Here is an 18712-nt window from a genome sequence, read left to right as displayed (position 1 = left end):
TTCAACATAATTTCAAGCTATCCCCGTAATGAAGCTTTGTTTATACGTTTTTTTGAAAAAAGTCTATGAAGCTAAAAAGCATGTGCAAAATGAACGTAAATTTCCAAAGTTGACGTTGAAAATGAAAGGAGATAGGATAAACTAATAGTAGAGAGGTGAAAAACGTGATACAGCCAATTATTGAATTTTGCGTTAGCAATTTAGCCAGCGGTTCTCAAGCAGCTTTAGAAAAGCTTGAAAAAGATCCAAATCTAGATATTATTGAATACGGATGTTTAGGTTATTGCGGGAAATGTTCACAATCTTTATTTGCCTTGGTGAACGGAGAGATTGTTACGGCGGAAACACCTGAACAGTTAGTAGATAATATCTACATTCATTTAGAAGAAAACCCAATGTTTTAAACTATCCCCGCTGTCGTATCTCTTTTTATCAGGAGAGGGACATGAGGCTAATAGAATAGATGATGTAAGCACGGCTAGTTTTGCCGTGCTTTTTTATGCGTTTTTGAGCAAATATCTGCGCTTTAACCATCCTCTTTGCAATCATAATGCTTATTTTGTTTTTTAATACTCCAAAGGAGGACAAAATAAAAAACCCCTTAATCTTTATGATTAAGGAGCTAAAAAAACGGGGGATGATATTATTGTGTACAAAAGAGAATCACTTTATACTAGAGCTACATAAAAAAATAATGGGTGATAATATGAAAAAATTTCAGTTTACAAAAATGCATGCGCTTGGCAACAACTATATCTACGTAAATATGTTTGAAGAACATATAGAAGAGCAAGAGTTAGCACCGCTTGCTGTAAAAGTCTCAAATGTTTATACGGGAATCGGATCGGATGGAATGATTCTTATTTGTCCATCTGAACGTGCAGATGTGAAAATGCGCGTATTTAATAATGACGGCTCGGAAGCAAAAAACTGCGGAAACGGTTTAAGATGTGTAGCTAAATATGCATATGAACATAATTTAGTAACAAGCGAAAGATTTTTTATCGAAACGCTTTCTGGAGTTGTAGAAGCAACGGTGCATCCGCAGGGAAATGAAGTTCCAGAAGTAACAATCGATATGGGAGAGCCTATTTTAGCTAGAGAACAAATTCCAATGACGGGAGCAAGCCAACACCAAGTTGTTGATGAAGAGATGGAATTTGGAAAAGAACGGTTAAAAGGGACGGCTGTATCAATGGGAAATCCTCACGTCGTCTTTTACGTAAATGATATTGAACAAGCGCCTCTTACTACATTAGGCCCTGTGGTTGAAAAAGATTCGCGTTTCCCAGAAGGAGTGAACGTTGAATTTGTTGAGGTAGTGAACGAAAGAGAGCTGAACTTTCGTGTATGGGAAAGAGGTTCGGGTATCACTCAAGCATGTGGGACAGGAGCATGCGCTGCTGTTGTTTCTTCTGTGTTAAATGAGAAGACGAAAAAAGATGTTCCTACTGTCGTACACCTCGCTGGAGGAGATTTAACGATTGTTTGGCAAAATAAAGGCAATGTATTAATGACAGGTCCAGCCAATGTGATTTGTGACGGCACGTATTATTATTAAAAAATGAAGAGGCAGACGATTTGTCGTCACAGACATTTCGTCGTATACTAAACAAAAAAGGAGGTCTGTTTAAAAATGAGTCAAGATATCCTAACAATTACAGAAGCTGCAAGCTTTCAAATAAAAGATATGATGAAAGAACATGAAGAAGAAAATGCTTATTTACGTGTTAATGTAAATGGAGGAGGCTGTTCAGGTCTTTCTTACGGCATGGGTTTTGCTCACGAAGTAAATGAAAACGATACGCTGTTTGAACAACATGGCATTAAGATTCTTGTAGATAGCGAAAGTGCTCCAATTTTAAAAGATGTAAAAATTGATTACAAGCAATCTATGCTAGGCGGAGGGTTTACAATTGATAACCCGAACGCCATTGCAGCATGCGGCTGCGGCTCTTCTTTCCGTACAGCAAGCAACGCAGGTGCTCCTGAAGAGTGCTAAGTATATTTTTATAAAAAAGCTTTCTTCACCTCATCTGGTGAAGAAAGCTTTTTTAGTGAGAAATTTTTGTATGTTACATCATCTACCAAACATGTTGACTGAATAATCAGTCTTTTTTATACTCAATAAAAAAGAGGAGATGAACGGATTTGATAGATGCGACTCGTTACGACGCGGAACAAGTAGGAGGTTACGGAAGTTTTCGCAAAAAAAACACTCTGCCTATTCTATGGAAGGGGTTTATAAACTGGTTAAAACTTGAAAGTAGGAAAATGGAGTCTAAGGATGCAAAAAGTATTCACTTCAGTGAATCGCATTTATTTGTTCAACATTTGCCTTTTTCCTCAGGTGAAGCCTGTCATCAAAACTCGTCCTCTGCGTCTCTTAACCATTCTGAACCTTACATTCGCTATTATGAAAATGCTAACGCATCTCTGGCCGCAAGCTACGGAGCAGTTGAAGGAGAGCATATTCTGCTTATTGAACGTATTGTCGGTCAATCAGAGGTAGTAAAATATTTAAGCAAGCTCGAAGGTTTGAAGGCCTACAGAATGAGCGTAACTAGTCAAGAAGGAAACCATTACTTTTATGAAATCTGTTTAATAAGCAGTGATGCAGAAATGATGAGTGAAATCATTCATCGAATGGTTACACCAATCCAGCAATAAAAAAAGCAGGCGAGAGCCTGCTTTTTTTATGAGAACATTGACGTACTGTGCATAGGCTGTAAGCGAGCCTTTGGATCAATGTATGCTTTAGCGTTATTAACGGCAGTCGGACCTTCGCCAAATCCTGCCACGATGAGTTTTACTTTTCCATCATATGTGCAGACATCACCTGCTGCATAGATGCCAGGAATATTTGTTTCTTGCTTTGAGTTAACAACAATTGCATTTTTCTCTAAATCTAAGTCCCATTCTTTAATTGGACCTAGAGAAGAAACAAATCCAAAGTTTACAATAACATCATCTACGTCTACTACTGTCTTTTCTTCGCCTTTTGTATTTTCTAACACAACTTGTGTAATACGGTCATCTCCAATAAATTCAACCGGTACATATGGTGTTTTAATATCAACTGATGAATTATGCAAGTTTTCTACGCTGTGTTCATGAGCGCGGAACTTGTCTCGGCGATGAGTTAACGTTACTTTTTCTGCGATCGGCTCTAACATAAGAGACCAGTCTACAGCAGAATCCCCGCCCCCGCATACTAATACTTTGCGGCCTTTGAATTTGTTCATATCATCCACAAAATAATGAAGGTTCGTTTGCTCGAACTGTTCTGCGTTTTCTAGCTCGATTTTACGGGGCTTGAAGGCACCATTTCCAGCCGTAATAATAAGTGTTTTTGAATAGTGGACTTCAGAATTAGTAGTTAATCGAAATACGCCGTCCGCTTGTTTTTCTACCTTTTCTACGGCTTGCTCTAGCGCAACTGCAGGTTTAAATTGATCCATTTGCTCTTTTAGGTTATTGACTAATTCTTGAGCGCGTACTTTTGGAAAACCAGCTACGTCATAAATATATTTTTCAGGATATAAAGCAGAAAGCTGTCCCCCAAGCTGTGGCAAGCTTTCAATAATTTTCACGCTCGCTTGACGCATACCGCCATAAAATGCTGTAAATAAGCCTGTAGGGCCGCCTCCGATGATGGTAATATCATATACTTGTTTATCTTCTTTCATTTATAATCACCTCTAGATTGTTCTGTGCCAATGCATATTCTACTTTATGATAGCATAGTAAATTATAAAATATCATTAAAACACGCTGGAATGTTTGAGAAACTTTCTCAACTTAATGATCAGTATTTGCAATCATTAACATAACCACACGTTTTGGTCAAATATAAAACTGGGTATACAGGAAAGTAATTGAAAATTTAAAAGCTTGTAAATACAAAGTGAAGGGTTGAAAAAACGATTAAAAAAGCATAAGATGTTTGTGTAAATCAAGCTAGGACTTATGCTTACATTTTTTTGAAAAAGAAAAAATGTATTTTTTTAAAAAAGAACGTGAAGTGGTTCACATTATTTTTCTTATATGAATAATAAATGGATAGCGATGATCGTTCTTGCTCAAACTAACATAAAAAAGCAAACCAAATAAAATTGCTCTTATCATTATATTTGTAAGACATACTTGTGACTATAACTAAAAAAGGTGGATGACATTCCTATGAAAAAGCCTAAAATCGTCATTTTGGGTGCCGGGTATGGCGGCATTATGACAATTGTTAATTTACAAAAGAAACTGGGGGCTAGCGATGCGGAAATTGTTTTGGTAAATAAAAACGATTACCACTACGAAACGACATGGCTTCATGAAGTATCAGCAGGTACAATTCATCAAGATCGCTCTCGTGTTCCTGTTAAAAATTTAATTAACACAAATAAGGTTACATTTATTAAAGACACGGTCGTAGATATTAAGTTAGATGAAAAGCGTGTTCTTCTTGAAAACAGTGAGCTAACGTACGATTATTTAGTTGTTGCTTTAGGATATGAAGCAGAAACTTTCGGAATTAAAGGTTTAAAAGAACATGCATTTACCATTACGAGCATTAATGCAGCACGTCAAATTCGTGAGCATATTGATTATGTGTTTGCGACGTACAACAATGAAGCGGAAAAAAGAGACGAACTTCTGACAATTATTGTTGGGGGTGCTGGCTTTACCGGCATTGAATTTGTGGGAGAATTAGCGAACCGAGTCCCTCAGCTTTGCAAAGAGTTTGATATTCCGCGTGAAAAAGTACGCGTTATTTGTGTAGAAGCAGCGCCTACAGCTTTACCAGGCTTTGATCCAGAACTTGTAGAATATGCGGTAACACAACTAGAACGAAAAGGAATCGAGTTCAAGATCGGAACAGCGATTAAAGAGTGTACAGAAGAAGGAATTATTGTATCAAAAGATGACCAAGTGGAAGAAATCAAATCAGCAACAGTTGTATGGGCTGCAGGAGTTCGAGGCAGTCATGTAATTGAAAAAGCTGGATTTGAGAACATGCGCGGACGTGTAAAAGTAAGCAATAGCTTGCTGGCACCAGGACATGAAGATGTGTTTGTTATTGGAGATTGTTCACTAATGATTAACCCGGAAACAGAACGTCCTTATCCGCCAACAGCTCAAATCGCTATGCAGCAAGGCGGTACCTGCGCTGAAAATATTAGCCGTTTGATGAAAGGTCAAAAAGAATTAAGCGAGTTCAAACCAGATATTAAAGGAACGGTATGTTCATTAGGGCATGATGACGCAATTGGCGTTGTATACGGTCGGAAACTATTTGGTTCAAGCGCATCTTTTATGAAAAAAGTTGTTGATAATCGCTCGCTTTTCCTTCAAGGCGGAGCAGGTCTTGTATTGAAAAAGGGAAAATTTAATTTCTTTTAAAACAAAAAGCAAAAGGTCTTTAAACCTTTTGCTTTTTTTGGTATTAACTTACTTTTCTGTGATTGACGCCTTGATTACTCTTAAGTAAACTGAGAGTATAAAGAGTAACGGAGGCGAAAAGCAATGGAAATGAGTGTGCCTGTACTAATTATCTCCATCTTGTTGTTTTTTGTTTTGTTTTTTGGAATCGGTTTCTTATTGAATATGCTGCTTCGCATGTCTTGGATTATGGCCATTATTTATCCCGTGATTTTTATTTTTATTATTGATGATGTACGGGCAGTTGATTACATTCAACATCCCGCTCAATCCTTTCAGCAGCTAGGGGCAAAATTGCTCTCTTTAGCTACAGCTGACATTGCGATTTTAATGGCTGGGTTTATAGGTGCACTAGCTTCAGGGCTTACCATTAAATCTTTACGAACAAGAGGATACCAAATGTTTTAAATGTAAATTCTTCTCGCAAACGAATAATTTGTTTTTATGTTGGAAACAAATAGATTCGTGAGAGGAGTTGTGGAAATCACAATGATTGGAAAAATAGCAAAGCGATTCATTATGTGCCTATTACTGGTTGGAGCGCTGTTTACGACATATGAAGCAATTACTGGCGTCCCAATAATCACAGTCATCAAATCTATGCCTTTTATAAACCGTATAGGGCATCCTCTAATGAATGAAAGGCTCTTACCATCATTTCTAAAACCACTAAGAGCTGAAGCAGCTAGCAATGAGAAAGAGCGTCTGACGATTGAAGAAGCATTTGATTGGTCGCGTTATCCAACTAAGAATGTATTGGCTACGGGTTACACAGCTGGTTACGAATCAACTGGGAAAAATCCCAATCATCCAGGGTATGGTATTACATATTCGGGCGTTAAAGTAAAACGTGACTTATATTCAACTATCGCTGCTGATTTAACCATATTTCCAATCGGCACGATCTTGTTTATTCCGGGCTATGGCTACGGAGTGGTAGCAGATAAAGGTGGGGCTATTAAAGGCAATCATCTTGATTTATACTTTGAAACTGTTTCTGATGTGTATAACATATGGGGTAAGAAAGAATTAAACGTCTATGTAGTGAAATCAGGAGACGGCCGTTTAACTGAAGAAGAGTTAACAATGCTGAACGAAAAGAAATCGATGCAAGTTTTTCGTCAGCAGGTGAAATAAACGAGAAACACATGAAGAATTCTTCATGTGTTTTCTTATGTTTTATGGCCATACATAATACATCACAAAAGCAACTGCTATTCCTGTTAAGGCTCCAAAGAAAACTTCAATGGGTTTATGCCCAAGCAGCTCTTTTAGCTTCACTTGTTTTTCGTCCTCTTCATTGGTCGTCCACAACTTTGCCTCTTTTACTGCGCGCTGAAAGTCTTCAACCAAACGATTTAAAACCGTTGCTTGCTCTCCTGCGTGTCTTCTTACTCCTTTAGCATCGAACATGACAATGATGGCAAAAATAGCGGAGAGAGCAAAAATAGGGGATTTAAGACCTTCTGCTAGCCCAATGGCAGTTGCTAAGGAAGTTACAGCGGCGGAGTGAGAGCTTGGCATGCCCCCCGTACTAAAAAATAAGCTGCCGTCTATTTTTTTAGTAGCTACAAAAGAAAGGGGAATTTTAATAAATTGAGCAAAGAAAATAGCGATTAATGAACTCCAAAGTGGAAAATTTGAGAATAACTCCATTGAGATGTCCTCCCTCAACTTAAAATGTCTGAAAAGCTAAATCCGTATGATGAAAAAAAGCGGTAGATGTAAGTATATGTGTGAAACTAAGGTTTTTGAACTGTGATTAAAAATTGTATTTCTGCTATCATATGTATATAGATGAAAACAGTGGTGAATATGTTATATATTCCACTTGCTGAATAGATTAAACAAAGCAGATGATAAATAAAAATAATATATCTATACGTAAAAGGGAGGAATTTTATGTTTTCGCATGTAGAAACATTTGGTGTTGATCGCCAAGCAGAAGCGCTCGTAATCGGTTTATTTAATCAAAACCAACAGTTTGAAGGCCTTCTAAAAGAAATTGATGATGCTTTAGGTGGACAGCTCATTCATTTGATTAAGGAAGGGGATATACGTGTACAAGAAAAACGTATATCAACGATTCATACACTAGGAAAATTAGGAGCAAAACGTCTTTATTTTGTAGGGCTCGGACGAAAACAAGCGCTAACTAAAAATGGGCTCAAAGAGAGCTTTGGGCTTTTATTTAAAAAGTTAAAAGAAGCGAAGATTTCAAACGCATCGGTCGCCCTTTCTACATTTGATACAGGAGCGTGGTCAGATCCAGAAACTGCAGCTTTATTAGGAGAAGCTCAACAGCTTGCTATGTATGAGTTTGAAAACTATAAAAAGAAATCAAATGAACCTGACAAGAAGCTTGAGAAAATTGAACTGTTTTCTTGTTATAAAGACGTTGTACAATCTGCGTTGGTTGGATATACGTACGGAAAAGCAACAAACTCAGCGCGCACCCTCGTTAACTTACCAAGCAATATGCTAACGGCTACAGATTTAGCTAATTATGCAGTAGAAATGGCACATACATACGGTTTTGAATATGAAATTTTAGAAAAAGAAGAAATGGAAACATTAGGAATGGGCGCCCTGTTAGCAGTCAATCAAGGTTCCGCAGAGCCTCCTAAAATGATCGTACTGAAATATAAAGGCAAAGAAAAATGGGAAGACGTTATTGGGTTGGTAGGAAAAGGGATTACCTTTGACACAGGTGGTTACTCTATTAAATCTAAAGACGGGATTGTAGGCATGAAAACAGATATGGGTGGAGCTGCATCTGTTCTTGGTGCAATGGAAGCGATTGGAGAATTAAAACCTCATCAAAACGTAGTAGCGGTCATTCCATCAACGGACAATGTAATTAGCGCGCGTGCTTTTAAACCAGATGACGTTATTACAGCAATGAATGGAAAGACAATAGAAGTGCTGAACACAGATGCTGAAGGGCGTTTAGCATTAGCTGATGGTATTTCATATGCCAAGCATCATGGAGCAAATTATTTAGTAGACGTGGCGACATTAACGGGTGGTGTAATTGTAGCTCTTGGTACACATACAACTGGGGCAATGACGAATGATTCTGCTTTATTGCAGCAAATAGCGAAAGCAAGCATTGAGACAGGCGAACCGATTTGGGAGCTGCCTATTACAGAACGAGACAAAAAGCGTGTTCGGGGAAGTAAGGTAGCAGATTTAAACAACTCTCCTGGACGGGAGGGGCACGCAATTATGGCAGGAACCTTTATTGGTGAGTTTGCAGAGAAAACACCATGGGTTCATTTGGATATTGCTGGAACTGCAACGTCCGCTGCTTCTCATGAATTAGGACCTTCAGGTGCAACAGGCGTGATGGTGCGAACACTAGCTGCAATGGTTTGTTCATTTGAAGCCAATTAATGAAAAGAACATAGCAGTGATATAAAGAAACGTAAAAAGAAGCATCGAGGATGCTTCTTTTTAATATGTTTACATAATGTTTTTTCTTTTTAGTAAGAAAAGATTATTTAGAAAAATCTTTATAATGTTAAGGCTGGAGAGAGGTTAAACAAACGTTTAATTAGCAAGATGATTGACTTTTTTTCTATACCTAATATAATGAACATGTTGTTTATCTCTCTAATGTTTTAGTGAGATAAAGTAAAAAGAAAAATGGAGGTTTCAAAATGAATGCAATATTAATAGCTGTGCTCGTGATGCTGATTTTGAGCTTATTGCGTATCAACGTTGTCTTTTCTTTAGCAGTCGGAGCTCTAATTGGAGGACTTGTTGGCGGGATCAGCCTCACAGATACAGTCAGTATATACACAGATGGTCTTGGAAACAGTGCCTCTGTTGCATTAAGCTATGCTTTGCTTGGAGGATTTGCAATGGCTGTTTCTCGAACGGGACTGCCTGATGCCGTTGTTCAGCTAGCGTTAAAAATAGTAGGGAAAGAAGGAGAAACGAAAAAGAAGTCACTGTCAAAAGTACTGATCTTATTGATAATCCTTATTATTTCATGTTTTTCTCAAAACGTTATCCCGGTTCACATTGCATTTATTCCACTTTTAATTCCACCCCTATTAAAAGTATTTAATCAGTTGAAAATCGATCGCCGATTAGTCGCAACCGTTATTACATTTGGGTTGATTACACCTTATATGTATTTGCCTGCAGGATTCGGTAAGATTTATCATGACATTTTATTTACTAACATCAAAGAAAGTGGACTAACGATTGATAAAGGAGATATTACCGCAGCGATGGCTCTTCCAGCTTTAGGAATGATAGCGGGCTTATTGTTTGCTGTTTTTATTTCATACCGCAAACCACGTCGGTATGAAGACATTGACATTGATCAAGGTGCAGAAGAGAGTACAGGTTATACAACAAGAGGCATTATTATAGCTTTGGTTGCGATTGTAGCAGCTCTAACTGTGCAGCTCTTAGTAGATTCTATGATTTTTGGAGCGCTGGCAGGAATTGTTGTCCTTTACTTCAGCGGAGCTTTGAAGTGGAGTGAAGCAGATCCAGTATTAACAAACGGAATGAGAATGATGGCTTTCATTGGATTCGTTATGCTGTCAGCCTCTGGTTTTGCAAAAGTTCTTCAAGAAACCGGAGATGTAGAAGCGCTTGTAAAAGATTCTGTTGCTCTTATTGGGGGGAATCAAATGCTTGGTGCATTTCTTATGCTTGTCATCGGGCTTTTAGTGACAATGGGCATTGGTTCTTCTTTCTCTACCATTCCAATTATCGCGACGATTTTTGTTCCTCTTTGCTTAGAACTTGGTATGAGTCCAATGGCGACGATTTGTATTGTTGGTACAGCGGGAGCGCTTGGAGACGCTGGTTCACCAGCTTCAGACAGTACGCTTGGACCCACATCTGGGTTGGCAGTCGATCGTCAGCATGATCATATTTGGGAGACGTGTGTACCAACTTTTCTTCACTATAACATTCCACTTATTATTTTTGGATGGATTGCCTCGGTTATCTTGTAAATAGAGGGCCTATAATGAAAAAAAGAAGCCGATCAAAACCGGCTGCTTTTTTTCATGCTTGAGAAAGAGTAGAAGCAGTGCTGTCACAAGCTCCTAATGCTTGCTCTACAGCCTGAAGAGATTGTTCAATACGTTCACGATTTGAATCTTTCTCTACTGTTTGAAGAGCTTGTTCAAGGCTTGCTTTTGCCTGATTTAATGATGTACAAGAATCTTGCACGTAACCTCTAGCGTTTTTAGACATTCTTCTTCCTCCTAACTAACTAAAAATGAGAATCAATAAGTAGTATGAGTAATTTGCAGGGAATTATGAGGAGAAATAACAAAAAGGATTAACTCTTATGAAAGGAGTTAATCCTGTCAGCCTAACTGTTTAAATTGGTTGGAATGTAGAAGTTCAAGCACTTTCTTATCAAGCTCCTTAATTTTCTTTACAGCCAGATTATATTCCAATTCACGGTAATGGTGTTTGCCGCCTGGCTCTTCATCAGCTTCATCAGCTAGTTTGACTACTTTTTGAAGAGGGCGTTGTTGAATTGTTCCTTCAGGCAAATATGAGTCTGTGTGTAGTAAAATAGCTAAGGCAATTTCTTTTGCCGCCTGAGGTTCCTCACCTAAACGAATGAGTAATTTATGTGCACGTTCAGCACCTTTAATAGCGTGAATATCATTTTGACGATACTTCTCATAATCCCACTGACCATTTGTGTACCATTCGTAGTGGCCAATATCATGAAGCAGCGCTGCTTTTGTAGCTAAATCGGGGTTTACATTATGCTGTACAGATAGACGAAACGCATGATAGGCGACGGATACAGCATGCGCAATGCCAGATCGAGTTAAATATTTTTGAGCGATAGGATGCGTGAAAATTTCTACTAGCGTAACATGTCTCATCATGTCATCCCTCCTAAAGAAAAAATATATTTCCAAATACAATATCATATTTGTATCCTAAATACAATTATCGTGTAATTTGTTTTTACATACAAAAATGGCATATATTATAATATTCGAAACGAAACAACATGTACATCTTTTTTTGAAGAAAATAAGACTTTTTTCCTTGTATTTTACCATCTAATATTTAACGAAACGTGACAGCAGTCAAATTGGTTATCGGGATGGATAAATGTAATTTTAATATAGTCTGGGGTATAGAAAACCTCGATTTTTGTCTTAACACCAGTGGAAAGAATGAGTCTTTTTACTTCACTCATTTTGGATTCTTGAGCAGCAGCTTTTATTTTTTTTATTAAATTTGGCGAAGTATTAGCTCTTTGAATAAATATAGTAGCGCTTTGCATGGTAGAGGGAATAACTTTAAGAGATTGCTGAAATGTCGCAATGTCCGCCTCAGGTAAGTTAGGTACCCTGTATGTATAAGGGTGAGGCATGTAGTACGATGGCCAATAGTAAGACAAGGGAGCAAATGATTTCATATAAGAATCCTCCTAGAAAACGGATTTTTATTATGTATATGTAGAGGGTTCGTATATGTTGTAGCAAAACCGTTATTGTATACTAGATACAAAGGGAGGTATGTATATGAAAACGAAAGATACGCTGTTAGAAGCATTAGGGATTGAGATTATTAGTGCGAGTGAACAAAGAGTGGAAGCGACGATGCCTGTTGATGAGCGAACGCGTCAGCCATTCGGGCTTTTACACGGAGGAGCATCGGTGGCGTTAGCTGAAACTGTGGCTAGTCTAGGTGCCATTAAAAGTGTAGATCTCGAAAAAGAAATCTGCGTAGGTTTAGAAATTAATGCCAATCATATCAAAGGGAAAAAAGAAGGAATAGTTACAGCTATAGGCGTTCCTTTACATAAAGGAAAAAAAACAGCGGTTTGGGAAGTGAAAATTCAAGATGAAGAAGAGAATTTAATCTGTATATCCAGATGTACGCTTGCTATTCTGCCTAAAGCTTAAACATAAGAATGCTTAGTCTAGAAGGTGTGAGGTATGCTTTTGGAGTCAGAAGGAGCCACCTCACACACTCGTGTTAGAGTTTGAAGAGAATTTGGAAGAGCGGATACATAAAAAAGTGAAAAAATAGGTAAAAAAATAAGCGAAATTATGTCTATTCGTGACAGTTACCCTGCGCATAGAGACATGCTCTAGAATATAGTAGTAGTAAAGTATTCTTTTTATTCAGCAACTAGAATATTCATAATATTAAAAATAAGAACAGAAAATAGACCTTCCGATTGTTCAATCGTGCTATAATAGCATTAATATAGTAGGGCGGTTTATTTTACAAAGGGGTGATAATATTGGATAAGAACTCTCAGTATTTATTCATTGATTTTGAATTTACAATGCCAGAGTATAAGGGTTTTCCAAAAGGCTTTTTTCCGGAAATCATTGAAGTTGGTTTGGTGTTTGTTAAAAATCAAGAAATCATTGATCGTTTCTCCTCTTACGTACAGCCTACACACTTTACAAAATTAACTGAGCGCTGTAAATCATTTCTCCATATCGAACAAAATCAAGTAAATGAAGGCATTACGCTAGAGCAGCTTGTACAGCGACTGGGCATGTATAAACACAGCACGATTATTACATGGGGGAACATGGATATGAAAGTATTGAGGCAGTGCTGTCAAAAAAATAAGGTGCCATTTCCTTTTGCAGGTAAAGAAATTGATCTTTCAATGGAGTATAAGCGCTTTTTTGGAGATCAAAATCAAACTGGCCTTTGGAAAGCTGTGCAAGAGTATGGTAAAGAAGGAACTGGAAAGCACCACTGCGCGCTTGATGATGCGATGACGACACTCAACATCTTTAAGCTTGTAGAAAAAGATAAGCGGTACCTTCAAAAACCGGAGCCAACGACCATAGGAGATCGAATCGATTTTTCAAAAGTATTAAATAAATTTGCATTATAAAAGCCAAATCACTTCTATGTGAATTTGGCTTTTTGCTTAATGAATACCGTACTCTTTTTTTAACTCTTCTAAACAGGCAATACTTGCTTGAGCAAAAGGGCTATCTTTGGCTTGTTGTTCAGCTATCTTTAATTCAAGTGCTTTTTTTAGTGAATCTTTATAATCGGGAATGCTGTCTTCATAGAGATGAACCATTTTTTGAGGAATATTGGCCTGCTCTCGAAATGAAAGTGCTTTTCGCTCGTGAAAAAAAGGTACGTCCACTTGTCCAGGATTATGTAAGTCACCTTGTTCTGGATGCTTTAACACAGCTTGAATTCGCACAACATAATGTAAATCTCGAACTTGTGTAATTTCACCGATGTATTTCCCAGTTTTATAAAGTGCCGTAACGGTTTGACCAATTGTAAATGTCATATTGCCAGATCTCCTTTAAGTAAAGTGTTTGTTATCAACAGTATAAATCAAAACCCCCTACCGTTTCTATGAAAGGATGTTGTACATGATGTATTTAATGTTTTTGCTTTATTTTCCGGAAGATAAAAGAGAATATATTCCTGCTTTTGCTACTATGGCGATTTTTGTGCTAGCAGCAGTTGCAGTATGGCGTTTAATCATTAAGGTTTCTAAAAAAGAAGAAGAAAAAACGAAGGAATTAGAAGCAAAGCTGAAAGAACAGGAAAATAAGAAATCACTGTAATGAAATGCAAATAAAATGTAAGCGTTTAAAATAATATGTTGCTGGACAATCTATGGAAAGACATCTAAAACTTTCGCTAGTGCATACGCGATTGGAGGGCAACATGAAAAAACTACTACTCATTGGAACCGTGCCTTTTTTCTTGTTAACGGGGTGTATGGAAAAAGAAATATCCAATAAAGAAGTCAAAGTCTATAACGCAGATGGAGATAGCATCGGTACAGTCAAGTTGAAAGAGCAGGCCGATGGAATTGAGTTTACGTACAACTTAAGCGGACTTACACCTGGCAAACACGGCGTACATATTCATGAAATGGGAATTTGCAAAGCTCCTAACTTTAAAAGTGCGGGCAATCACCTTGATCCTGATAAAAAGAAACACGGACTGTTAAATCCAAAAGGACCGCATTTAGGCGATATGAAAAATATTGTGGTAGAAGACGATCAGACGTATACAGGAACAGATATGGTTCCTCAAGTCACGTTAAAAGAAGGAAAGACATCTCTCGTTAAGCGTATGGATGGTTCATCCCTTGTTATTACCGAACAAGGTGATGACGGAATGACAGAGCCATCAGGTAATTCTGGCAAGCGAATCGCCTGCGGAGTTATTTCAAAAAAACATTAAAAACAGCGTTCTTTCGTGAGAAAGAACGCTGTTTTTTACGTTAAAGCTACTTTTAAGCGATTTAATCCTTCTTGAAGTTGTTCATGTGAACAGCCAATGTTCAAGCGGATAAAACCTTTTCCATATGTGGAACTGTATTTTTCGCCTTTTTCTACGGCGATTTTACCTTTTTCTAATAAGCGTTCATGTAATTCTTCTTCTGATAAATGTAGCTTGTTGCAGTCAATCCATAGTAAATAAGTTCCTTCTGGCTGAACCACTCGCAGTTCAGGCAAGTTCTCACTTATAAAACGCGTCACGAGATCTACATTTTTCTTCAGATACACAAGCAGTGCTTCTAGCCACTCTTCACCTTCGCTATAAGCCGCCTCTAACCCAATTATTCCGAATGTGTTTAAATTAGAAAACCCTTGTTTTTGCTGCTGCTGAACATACTGTGTGCGCAGTTTCTCATTTGGAATAATAACAGCTGAAGCCTGAAGTCCCGGTATATTAAATGTTTTGCTAGGGGCCATACACGTAATGGTTCGATTGGCCGCATCTTCACTCACCATGCTAATGGGAATGTGTTTATAAGGCTGGTAAATTAGATCAGAATGGATTTCATCTGAAACAATTAATACATTGTATTTTTGACAAAGATCGGCAAGCCTCTTCAGTTCTTCTTTTGTCCACACGCGTCCTACTGGATTGTGAGGACTGCAAAGAATCATTAATTTTACACCTTCTGCAAATTTTTTCTCTAAATCTGCAAAATCAATTTCGTATTTATCGCCTGCAAGTTTTAACGGATTTTCAACAACTTCTCGATCATTTACCTTTATCATGTTAAAAAATGGAGTATAGACTGGAGGCTGAATTAAAATTGAATCTCCTGGTTCTGTAAATGCTTGAATAGCCATACTCAGGGCAAATACAACTCCTGGACTGTATGTAATCCATTCATGATCAATGGTCCACTGATGTTTTTTTTCTACCCAAGATGATAAAGCATTTGCCGTAGATTCAGTAGGGGAAGTGTAGCCGAAAATACCGTGTTTGACACGCTCATTAATGGTTTGAAGAACATTAGGCGGCGCTTGGAAATCCATATCAGCTACCCAAAAAGGCAGAACATCTTTTGCTCCAAAAACGATATCAGTTTTGTCCCACTTTACGGACTGTGTACCTGTACGATTAATTAATTGATCAAAAGAATAAGTAGACAATAAAAGTACCCCCTTTTTTAATATAATAGTTTGCTTATTTTTAATATGTTTGTCAACGAAGTTAACTTGTGAAGTCAATAAAAAAATGAAAAAATTTCTGAAGAACCACTAACAAATTTTTTATTAAAGTTAGCGCCTCGTATGAAATATACGAACTCGCCCCGTCATTATTGAGACAGGGCTTTTTCACCGTACAAGAAATCGACCATATGAGACTGCACAATGTCGGGACACTCTTCTGGTAAAAGATGTCCAATTTCCTTTAAAGAGATAAAGGTAGAGTCTGTTAAATCATCTTTTAACTTGCGTCCGAGATGTAAAGGAACAACTTGGTCTTCTTCTCCCCAAATGAGTAAACTTGGTTTTTTTATGTGCTGCAAATCCTTTGATGATAAGTCTCCTTCTCGATCACGAATCATTCTTGTTAAAGCCATAAACGTACGGTCATCCAAAAATGGTTCAGTATAGCCATCAATCATTTCTTCGTCGATTAACTTATGATCAAATACGACATTTTGCAAGTTACCTAATACACCTTTGCGAGACAGCCACGTTTTTACCCATAGATAAAAGAAGGGAACATAAGAAGACATGACCAACCCATAATGTGAGGGTCCTAAATAAGCTGAGCTGCACAGAAGAACTAGTTTCGATACGCAAGAAGGCTTTAACTTTGCTACGTTTAAACAAACCTGTCCTCCCATTGAGTGTCCCGATAGTACAACATCTTTCAATTTTAAATATTCAATTAACTCAATGACAATTCTGGCTAAGTTTTTATACGAGTATTGAAAGGTTAACGATTTTTCACTTCGCCCAAATGGCGGAAGATCCAGCGTAATGATAGAAAACGTATCTTCAAATAAAGGAATTAAACGTCGAAAGCTAAAACTAGATGATAAAAAGCCGTGAATAAATACAATAGCTGGTTTATCAGGGTGATAGTTATGGCATTCGTAGTAAACATTGACTCCATTAAAAGTACGCTGGTGGCAAGTAATTTTAGATTCAGTCAATTTGTTTCACTCCATCTTTTTCTTTCTAGTCTGTCCTAATTTCCAGCAATCTATAAAATGAAACTCAATTACCGGTATAGATTTCACATTAAAGATGTGTTTAAATTTGATATAATGGAAAAAGTGAAAAAATTTAATCGTTGTAGGAGGGGAACGCGGTGTTCTTAGAAGAAAAAGAGTTAGAAATTTTAGAAATTCTAGAAAAAAATAGCCGTATTTCAATAGATAGTATTTCAAAAATGGTGGATTTAACGTTTGAAGAAACCTCTAATATTGTTAAAAAGCTAGAGAGAGAAAAAGTAATTGTGCAATATTCAGCTGATATTAACTGGAGACGAGTAGATGGACATGAGGGCGTCACGGCTATGATAGATGTAAAAGTTGCACCAAAGCGAGGAGTAGGCTTTGACGAGATTGCGGAGCGCATCTATCGTTTTCAAGAAGTGAAATCCGTGTACCTAATGTCAGGAGCATATGATTTGTCTGTTATTATTGAAGAAAAATCAATGTCTGAAGTAGCATTTTTTGTTTCTGAAAAGCTTTCTACGCTAGACTCTGTTTTATCTACAACGACTCACTTTATTATGAAAAAATACAAGCACGATGGTACCATCTACGACCAAGGCGATGAAGATCGCAGAATCGTGGTGTCTCCGTAATGAAAGAGCGCTTGTCAACAACTGTACAACAGCTGAAACCTTCAGGTATTCGCCGCTTTTTTGATTTAGCAGCAAGTATGGATAACGTCATCTCTCTTGGAGTAGGTGAACCTGATTTTGTCACATCTTGGGCTGTTCGAGAAGCGAGTATTTTATCGTTGGAAAGAGGATATACCTCTTATACAGCAAATGCGGGGCTTTTAGAGCTCCGCTTTGAAATTATGAAGTATATGAAAAGAAATTTTAACGTCTCGTATGATTATAAAGATGATATTATTGTGACCGTTGGAGGAAGTCAGGCTTTAGACATTACAATGCGAGCTTTGATTAATCCTGAAGATGAGATTATTGTCGTGGAGCCAAACTTTGTGTCTTACAGTCCGTTAATTTCTCTAGCAGGAGGAGTTCCTGTGGCAATTGAAACAACGGCAGAAACAGAGTTTAAACTACAGCCTAGACAGATTGAAGAAGTCATTACAAGCAACACGAAAGCCCTTCTTTTATGCTCTCCTAATAATCCAACAGGAAGCTCACTATCTAAAGAAGAGCTGCAGGCTATTGCGGATATTGTAATAAAGCATGACTTGCTTGTTATCACGGATGAAATATATGCAGAATTAACATATGATGAAGAGTTTACATCTATTGCTTCTTTAGAAGGAATGAAAGAACGAACCATTATTATTTCTGGCTTTTCTAAAGGGTTTGCCATGACTGGATGGCGTCTTGGTTACATATGTGCACCAACTGAGATTGCTAAAGCAATGCTGAAAATTCATCAGTATACAATGATGTGTGCGCCTACCATGGCACAATATGGAGCAATTGAAGCACTACAAAATGGGCAGCATGACGTAGAAGAGATGAGAAAAAGCTATCGCAGAAGACGGAACTATATGGTGAAGTCATTAAACCAAATTGGTCTGGAATGCCATTCTCCCGGAGGAGCGTTTTATGTATTCCCGTCTATCAAGAAAACTGGATTGTCATCGGAAGAATTCGCTGAGCAGCTTTTACTTGAAGAGCGAGTAGCTGTGGTGCCAGGCAATGTATTTGGAAAAGGCGGAGAGGGACATATTCGCTGTTCATACGCCTCTTCAATGGAATCATTAGAAGAATCCATAAAACGGATTAGCCGTTTTGTTGAAAATAAGTTATAATAAAAATAAGATATTATGTCATATCGTATAGA

The 18712-nt window shown here is 37.7% G+C and carries 23 protein-coding genes; 15 read left to right on the top strand and 8 right to left on the bottom strand.

What is annotated here, in order from left to right:
* Positions 1 to 164 precede the first annotated feature (164 nt).
* The 4 genes from LIS78_RS25155 (at position 165) to LIS78_RS25140 (ending at position 2670) form a co-directional block, all read left to right on the top strand.
* A complete protein-coding gene (locus LIS78_RS25155; RefSeq protein WP_033580454.1) occupies positions 165 to 404 on the top strand; it encodes a YuzB family protein in 240 nt (79 codons plus the stop codon).
* A gap of 302 nt (positions 405 to 706) precedes the next feature.
* Positions 707 to 1561: a diaminopimelate epimerase gene (gene dapF, locus LIS78_RS25150; protein ID WP_195781659.1), complete on the top strand. Its 855-nt coding sequence runs from the start codon at positions 707 to 709 to the stop codon at positions 1559 to 1561.
* Positions 1562 to 1636: 75 nt separating this feature from the next.
* Positions 1637 to 2002 carry a HesB/IscA family protein gene (locus LIS78_RS25145; protein WP_013059620.1) on the top strand — a complete coding sequence of 122 codons (366 nt, stop codon included), beginning with the start codon at positions 1637 to 1639 and terminating at the stop codon, positions 2000 to 2002.
* 149 nt (positions 2003 to 2151) lie between these two features.
* A complete protein-coding gene (locus tag LIS78_RS25140; protein WP_195781660.1) occupies positions 2152 to 2670 on the top strand; it encodes a hypothetical protein in 519 nt (172 codons plus the stop codon).
* Positions 2671 to 2696: 26 nt separating this feature from the next.
* Here LIS78_RS25140 and LIS78_RS25135 read toward each other — a convergent pair whose 3' ends face one another.
* The gene (locus LIS78_RS25135) at positions 2697 to 3689 is read right to left on the bottom strand and encodes an NAD(P)/FAD-dependent oxidoreductase (RefSeq protein WP_195781661.1); all 993 of its coding nucleotides are present in this window, start codon (positions 3687 to 3689) and stop codon (positions 2697 to 2699) included.
* Positions 3690 to 4182: 493 nt separating this feature from the next.
* Between LIS78_RS25135 and LIS78_RS25130 the strand changes: the two genes are divergently transcribed.
* From LIS78_RS25130 to spsC, 3 genes are all read left to right on the top strand, one after another.
* Positions 4183 to 5397: an NAD(P)/FAD-dependent oxidoreductase gene (locus LIS78_RS25130; protein WP_195781662.1), complete on the top strand. Its 1215-nt coding sequence runs from the start codon at positions 4183 to 4185 to the stop codon at positions 5395 to 5397.
* 123 nt (positions 5398 to 5520) lie between these two features.
* Positions 5521 to 5844, top strand: coding sequence for a YuiB family protein (locus LIS78_RS25125; protein ID WP_195781663.1), 324 nt, complete (start codon positions 5521 to 5523; stop codon positions 5842 to 5844).
* An 81-nt stretch (positions 5845 to 5925) separates the two neighbouring features.
* Positions 5926 to 6573: a stationary phase survival protein SpsC gene (gene spsC / locus LIS78_RS25120; protein WP_209150726.1), complete on the top strand. Its 648-nt coding sequence runs from the start codon at positions 5926 to 5928 to the stop codon at positions 6571 to 6573.
* A 42-nt stretch (positions 6574 to 6615) separates the two neighbouring features.
* Here the strand turns inward: spsC and LIS78_RS25115 are convergent, their stop codons facing one another.
* The gene (locus LIS78_RS25115) at positions 6616 to 7092 is read right to left on the bottom strand and encodes a divergent PAP2 family protein (RefSeq protein ID WP_045291581.1); all 477 of its coding nucleotides are present in this window, start codon (positions 7090 to 7092) and stop codon (positions 6616 to 6618) included.
* 246 nt (positions 7093 to 7338) lie between these two features.
* Here LIS78_RS25115 and LIS78_RS25110 point away from each other — a divergent pair, with 246 nt between their 5' ends.
* Positions 7339 to 8832: a leucyl aminopeptidase gene (locus LIS78_RS25110; protein ID WP_195781665.1), complete on the top strand. Its 1494-nt coding sequence runs from the start codon at positions 7339 to 7341 to the stop codon at positions 8830 to 8832.
* A 266-nt stretch (positions 8833 to 9098) separates the two neighbouring features.
* Positions 9099 to 10418 carry a Na+/H+ antiporter family protein gene (locus LIS78_RS25105; RefSeq protein WP_252284485.1) on the top strand — a complete coding sequence of 440 codons (1320 nt, stop codon included), beginning with the start codon at positions 9099 to 9101 and terminating at the stop codon, positions 10416 to 10418.
* Positions 10419 to 10470: 52 nt separating this feature from the next.
* Here LIS78_RS25105 and LIS78_RS25100 read toward each other — a convergent pair whose 3' ends face one another.
* The 3 genes from LIS78_RS25100 to LIS78_RS25090 all read right to left on the bottom strand — a co-directional run bounded on the left by LIS78_RS25100 (position 10471) and on the right by LIS78_RS25090 (position 11860).
* Complete coding sequence (locus tag LIS78_RS25100; RefSeq protein WP_013059611.1) at positions 10471 to 10662, bottom strand: hypothetical protein; 192 nt, start codon at positions 10660 to 10662, stop codon at positions 10471 to 10473.
* Between the two features lie 116 nt (positions 10663 to 10778).
* Positions 10779 to 11315 carry an HD domain-containing protein gene (locus LIS78_RS25095; protein ID WP_209151776.1) on the bottom strand — a complete coding sequence of 179 codons (537 nt, stop codon included), beginning with the start codon at positions 11313 to 11315 and terminating at the stop codon, positions 10779 to 10781.
* 176 nt (positions 11316 to 11491) lie between these two features.
* Entirely contained in the window at positions 11492 to 11860 is a 369-nt protein-coding gene (locus LIS78_RS25090) for a YuzC family spore coat inner layer protein (protein ID WP_195781667.1), read from the bottom strand.
* A gap of 106 nt (positions 11861 to 11966) precedes the next feature.
* On the opposite strand from LIS78_RS25090, the gene LIS78_RS25085 reads away from it, so the two are divergent.
* Together LIS78_RS25085 and kapD are read left to right on the top strand one after the other, a co-directional pair.
* Complete coding sequence (locus LIS78_RS25085; protein WP_195781668.1) at positions 11967 to 12350, top strand: hotdog fold thioesterase; 384 nt, start codon at positions 11967 to 11969, stop codon at positions 12348 to 12350.
* A gap of 344 nt (positions 12351 to 12694) precedes the next feature.
* Positions 12695 to 13309: a 3'-5' exonuclease KapD gene (gene kapD / locus LIS78_RS25080; RefSeq protein ID WP_013059607.1), complete on the top strand. Its 615-nt coding sequence runs from the start codon at positions 12695 to 12697 to the stop codon at positions 13307 to 13309.
* A gap of 36 nt (positions 13310 to 13345) precedes the next feature.
* On the opposite strand, the gene kapB is transcribed toward kapD, so the two are convergent.
* Positions 13346 to 13726 carry a kinase-associated lipoprotein KapB gene (kapB, locus tag LIS78_RS25075; protein ID WP_195781669.1) on the bottom strand — a complete coding sequence of 127 codons (381 nt, stop codon included), beginning with the start codon at positions 13724 to 13726 and terminating at the stop codon, positions 13346 to 13348.
* Between the two features lie 85 nt (positions 13727 to 13811).
* On the opposite strand from kapB, the gene LIS78_RS25070 reads away from it, so the two are divergent.
* Positions 13812 to 14009, top strand: coding sequence for a hypothetical protein (locus tag LIS78_RS25070; protein WP_116516552.1), 198 nt, complete (start codon positions 13812 to 13814; stop codon positions 14007 to 14009).
* A 103-nt stretch (positions 14010 to 14112) separates the two neighbouring features.
* Positions 14113 to 14637, top strand: a complete 525-nt coding sequence (locus tag LIS78_RS25065) for a superoxide dismutase family protein (protein WP_252284484.1) — start codon at positions 14113 to 14115, stop codon at positions 14635 to 14637.
* A gap of 35 nt (positions 14638 to 14672) precedes the next feature.
* On the opposite strand, the gene LIS78_RS25060 is transcribed toward LIS78_RS25065, so the two are convergent.
* Together LIS78_RS25060 and LIS78_RS25055 are read right to left on the bottom strand one after the other, a co-directional pair.
* Positions 14673 to 15845 (bottom strand): MalY/PatB family protein, encoded by a 1173-nt coding sequence (locus LIS78_RS25060; RefSeq protein ID WP_195781671.1) that lies wholly within the window; start codon positions 15843 to 15845, stop codon positions 14673 to 14675.
* 167 nt (positions 15846 to 16012) lie between these two features.
* On the bottom strand, positions 16013 to 16861 hold the full coding sequence (locus LIS78_RS25055) for an alpha/beta fold hydrolase (protein WP_252284483.1): 849 nt from the start codon (positions 16859 to 16861) through the stop codon (positions 16013 to 16015).
* A 158-nt stretch (positions 16862 to 17019) separates the two neighbouring features.
* Between LIS78_RS25055 and LIS78_RS25050 the strand changes: the two genes are divergently transcribed.
* On the top strand, positions 17020 to 17520 hold the full coding sequence (locus tag LIS78_RS25050) for an Lrp/AsnC family transcriptional regulator (RefSeq protein ID WP_013059601.1): 501 nt from the start codon (positions 17020 to 17022) through the stop codon (positions 17518 to 17520).
* Positions 17520 to 18680, top strand: a complete 1161-nt coding sequence (locus tag LIS78_RS25045) for an aminotransferase (protein ID WP_013059600.1) — start codon at positions 17520 to 17522, stop codon at positions 18678 to 18680. The genes LIS78_RS25050 and LIS78_RS25045 overlap by 1 nt, the downstream gene beginning before the upstream one ends.
* Positions 18681 to 18712: the final 32 nt, after the last annotated feature.

It is taken from the genome of Priestia megaterium (genome assembly GCF_023824195.1).
Taxonomy (GTDB): domain Bacteria; phylum Bacillota; class Bacilli; order Bacillales; family Bacillaceae_H; genus Priestia; species Priestia megaterium_D.
This window is presented reverse-complemented; position numbering and strand designations above follow the sequence as displayed.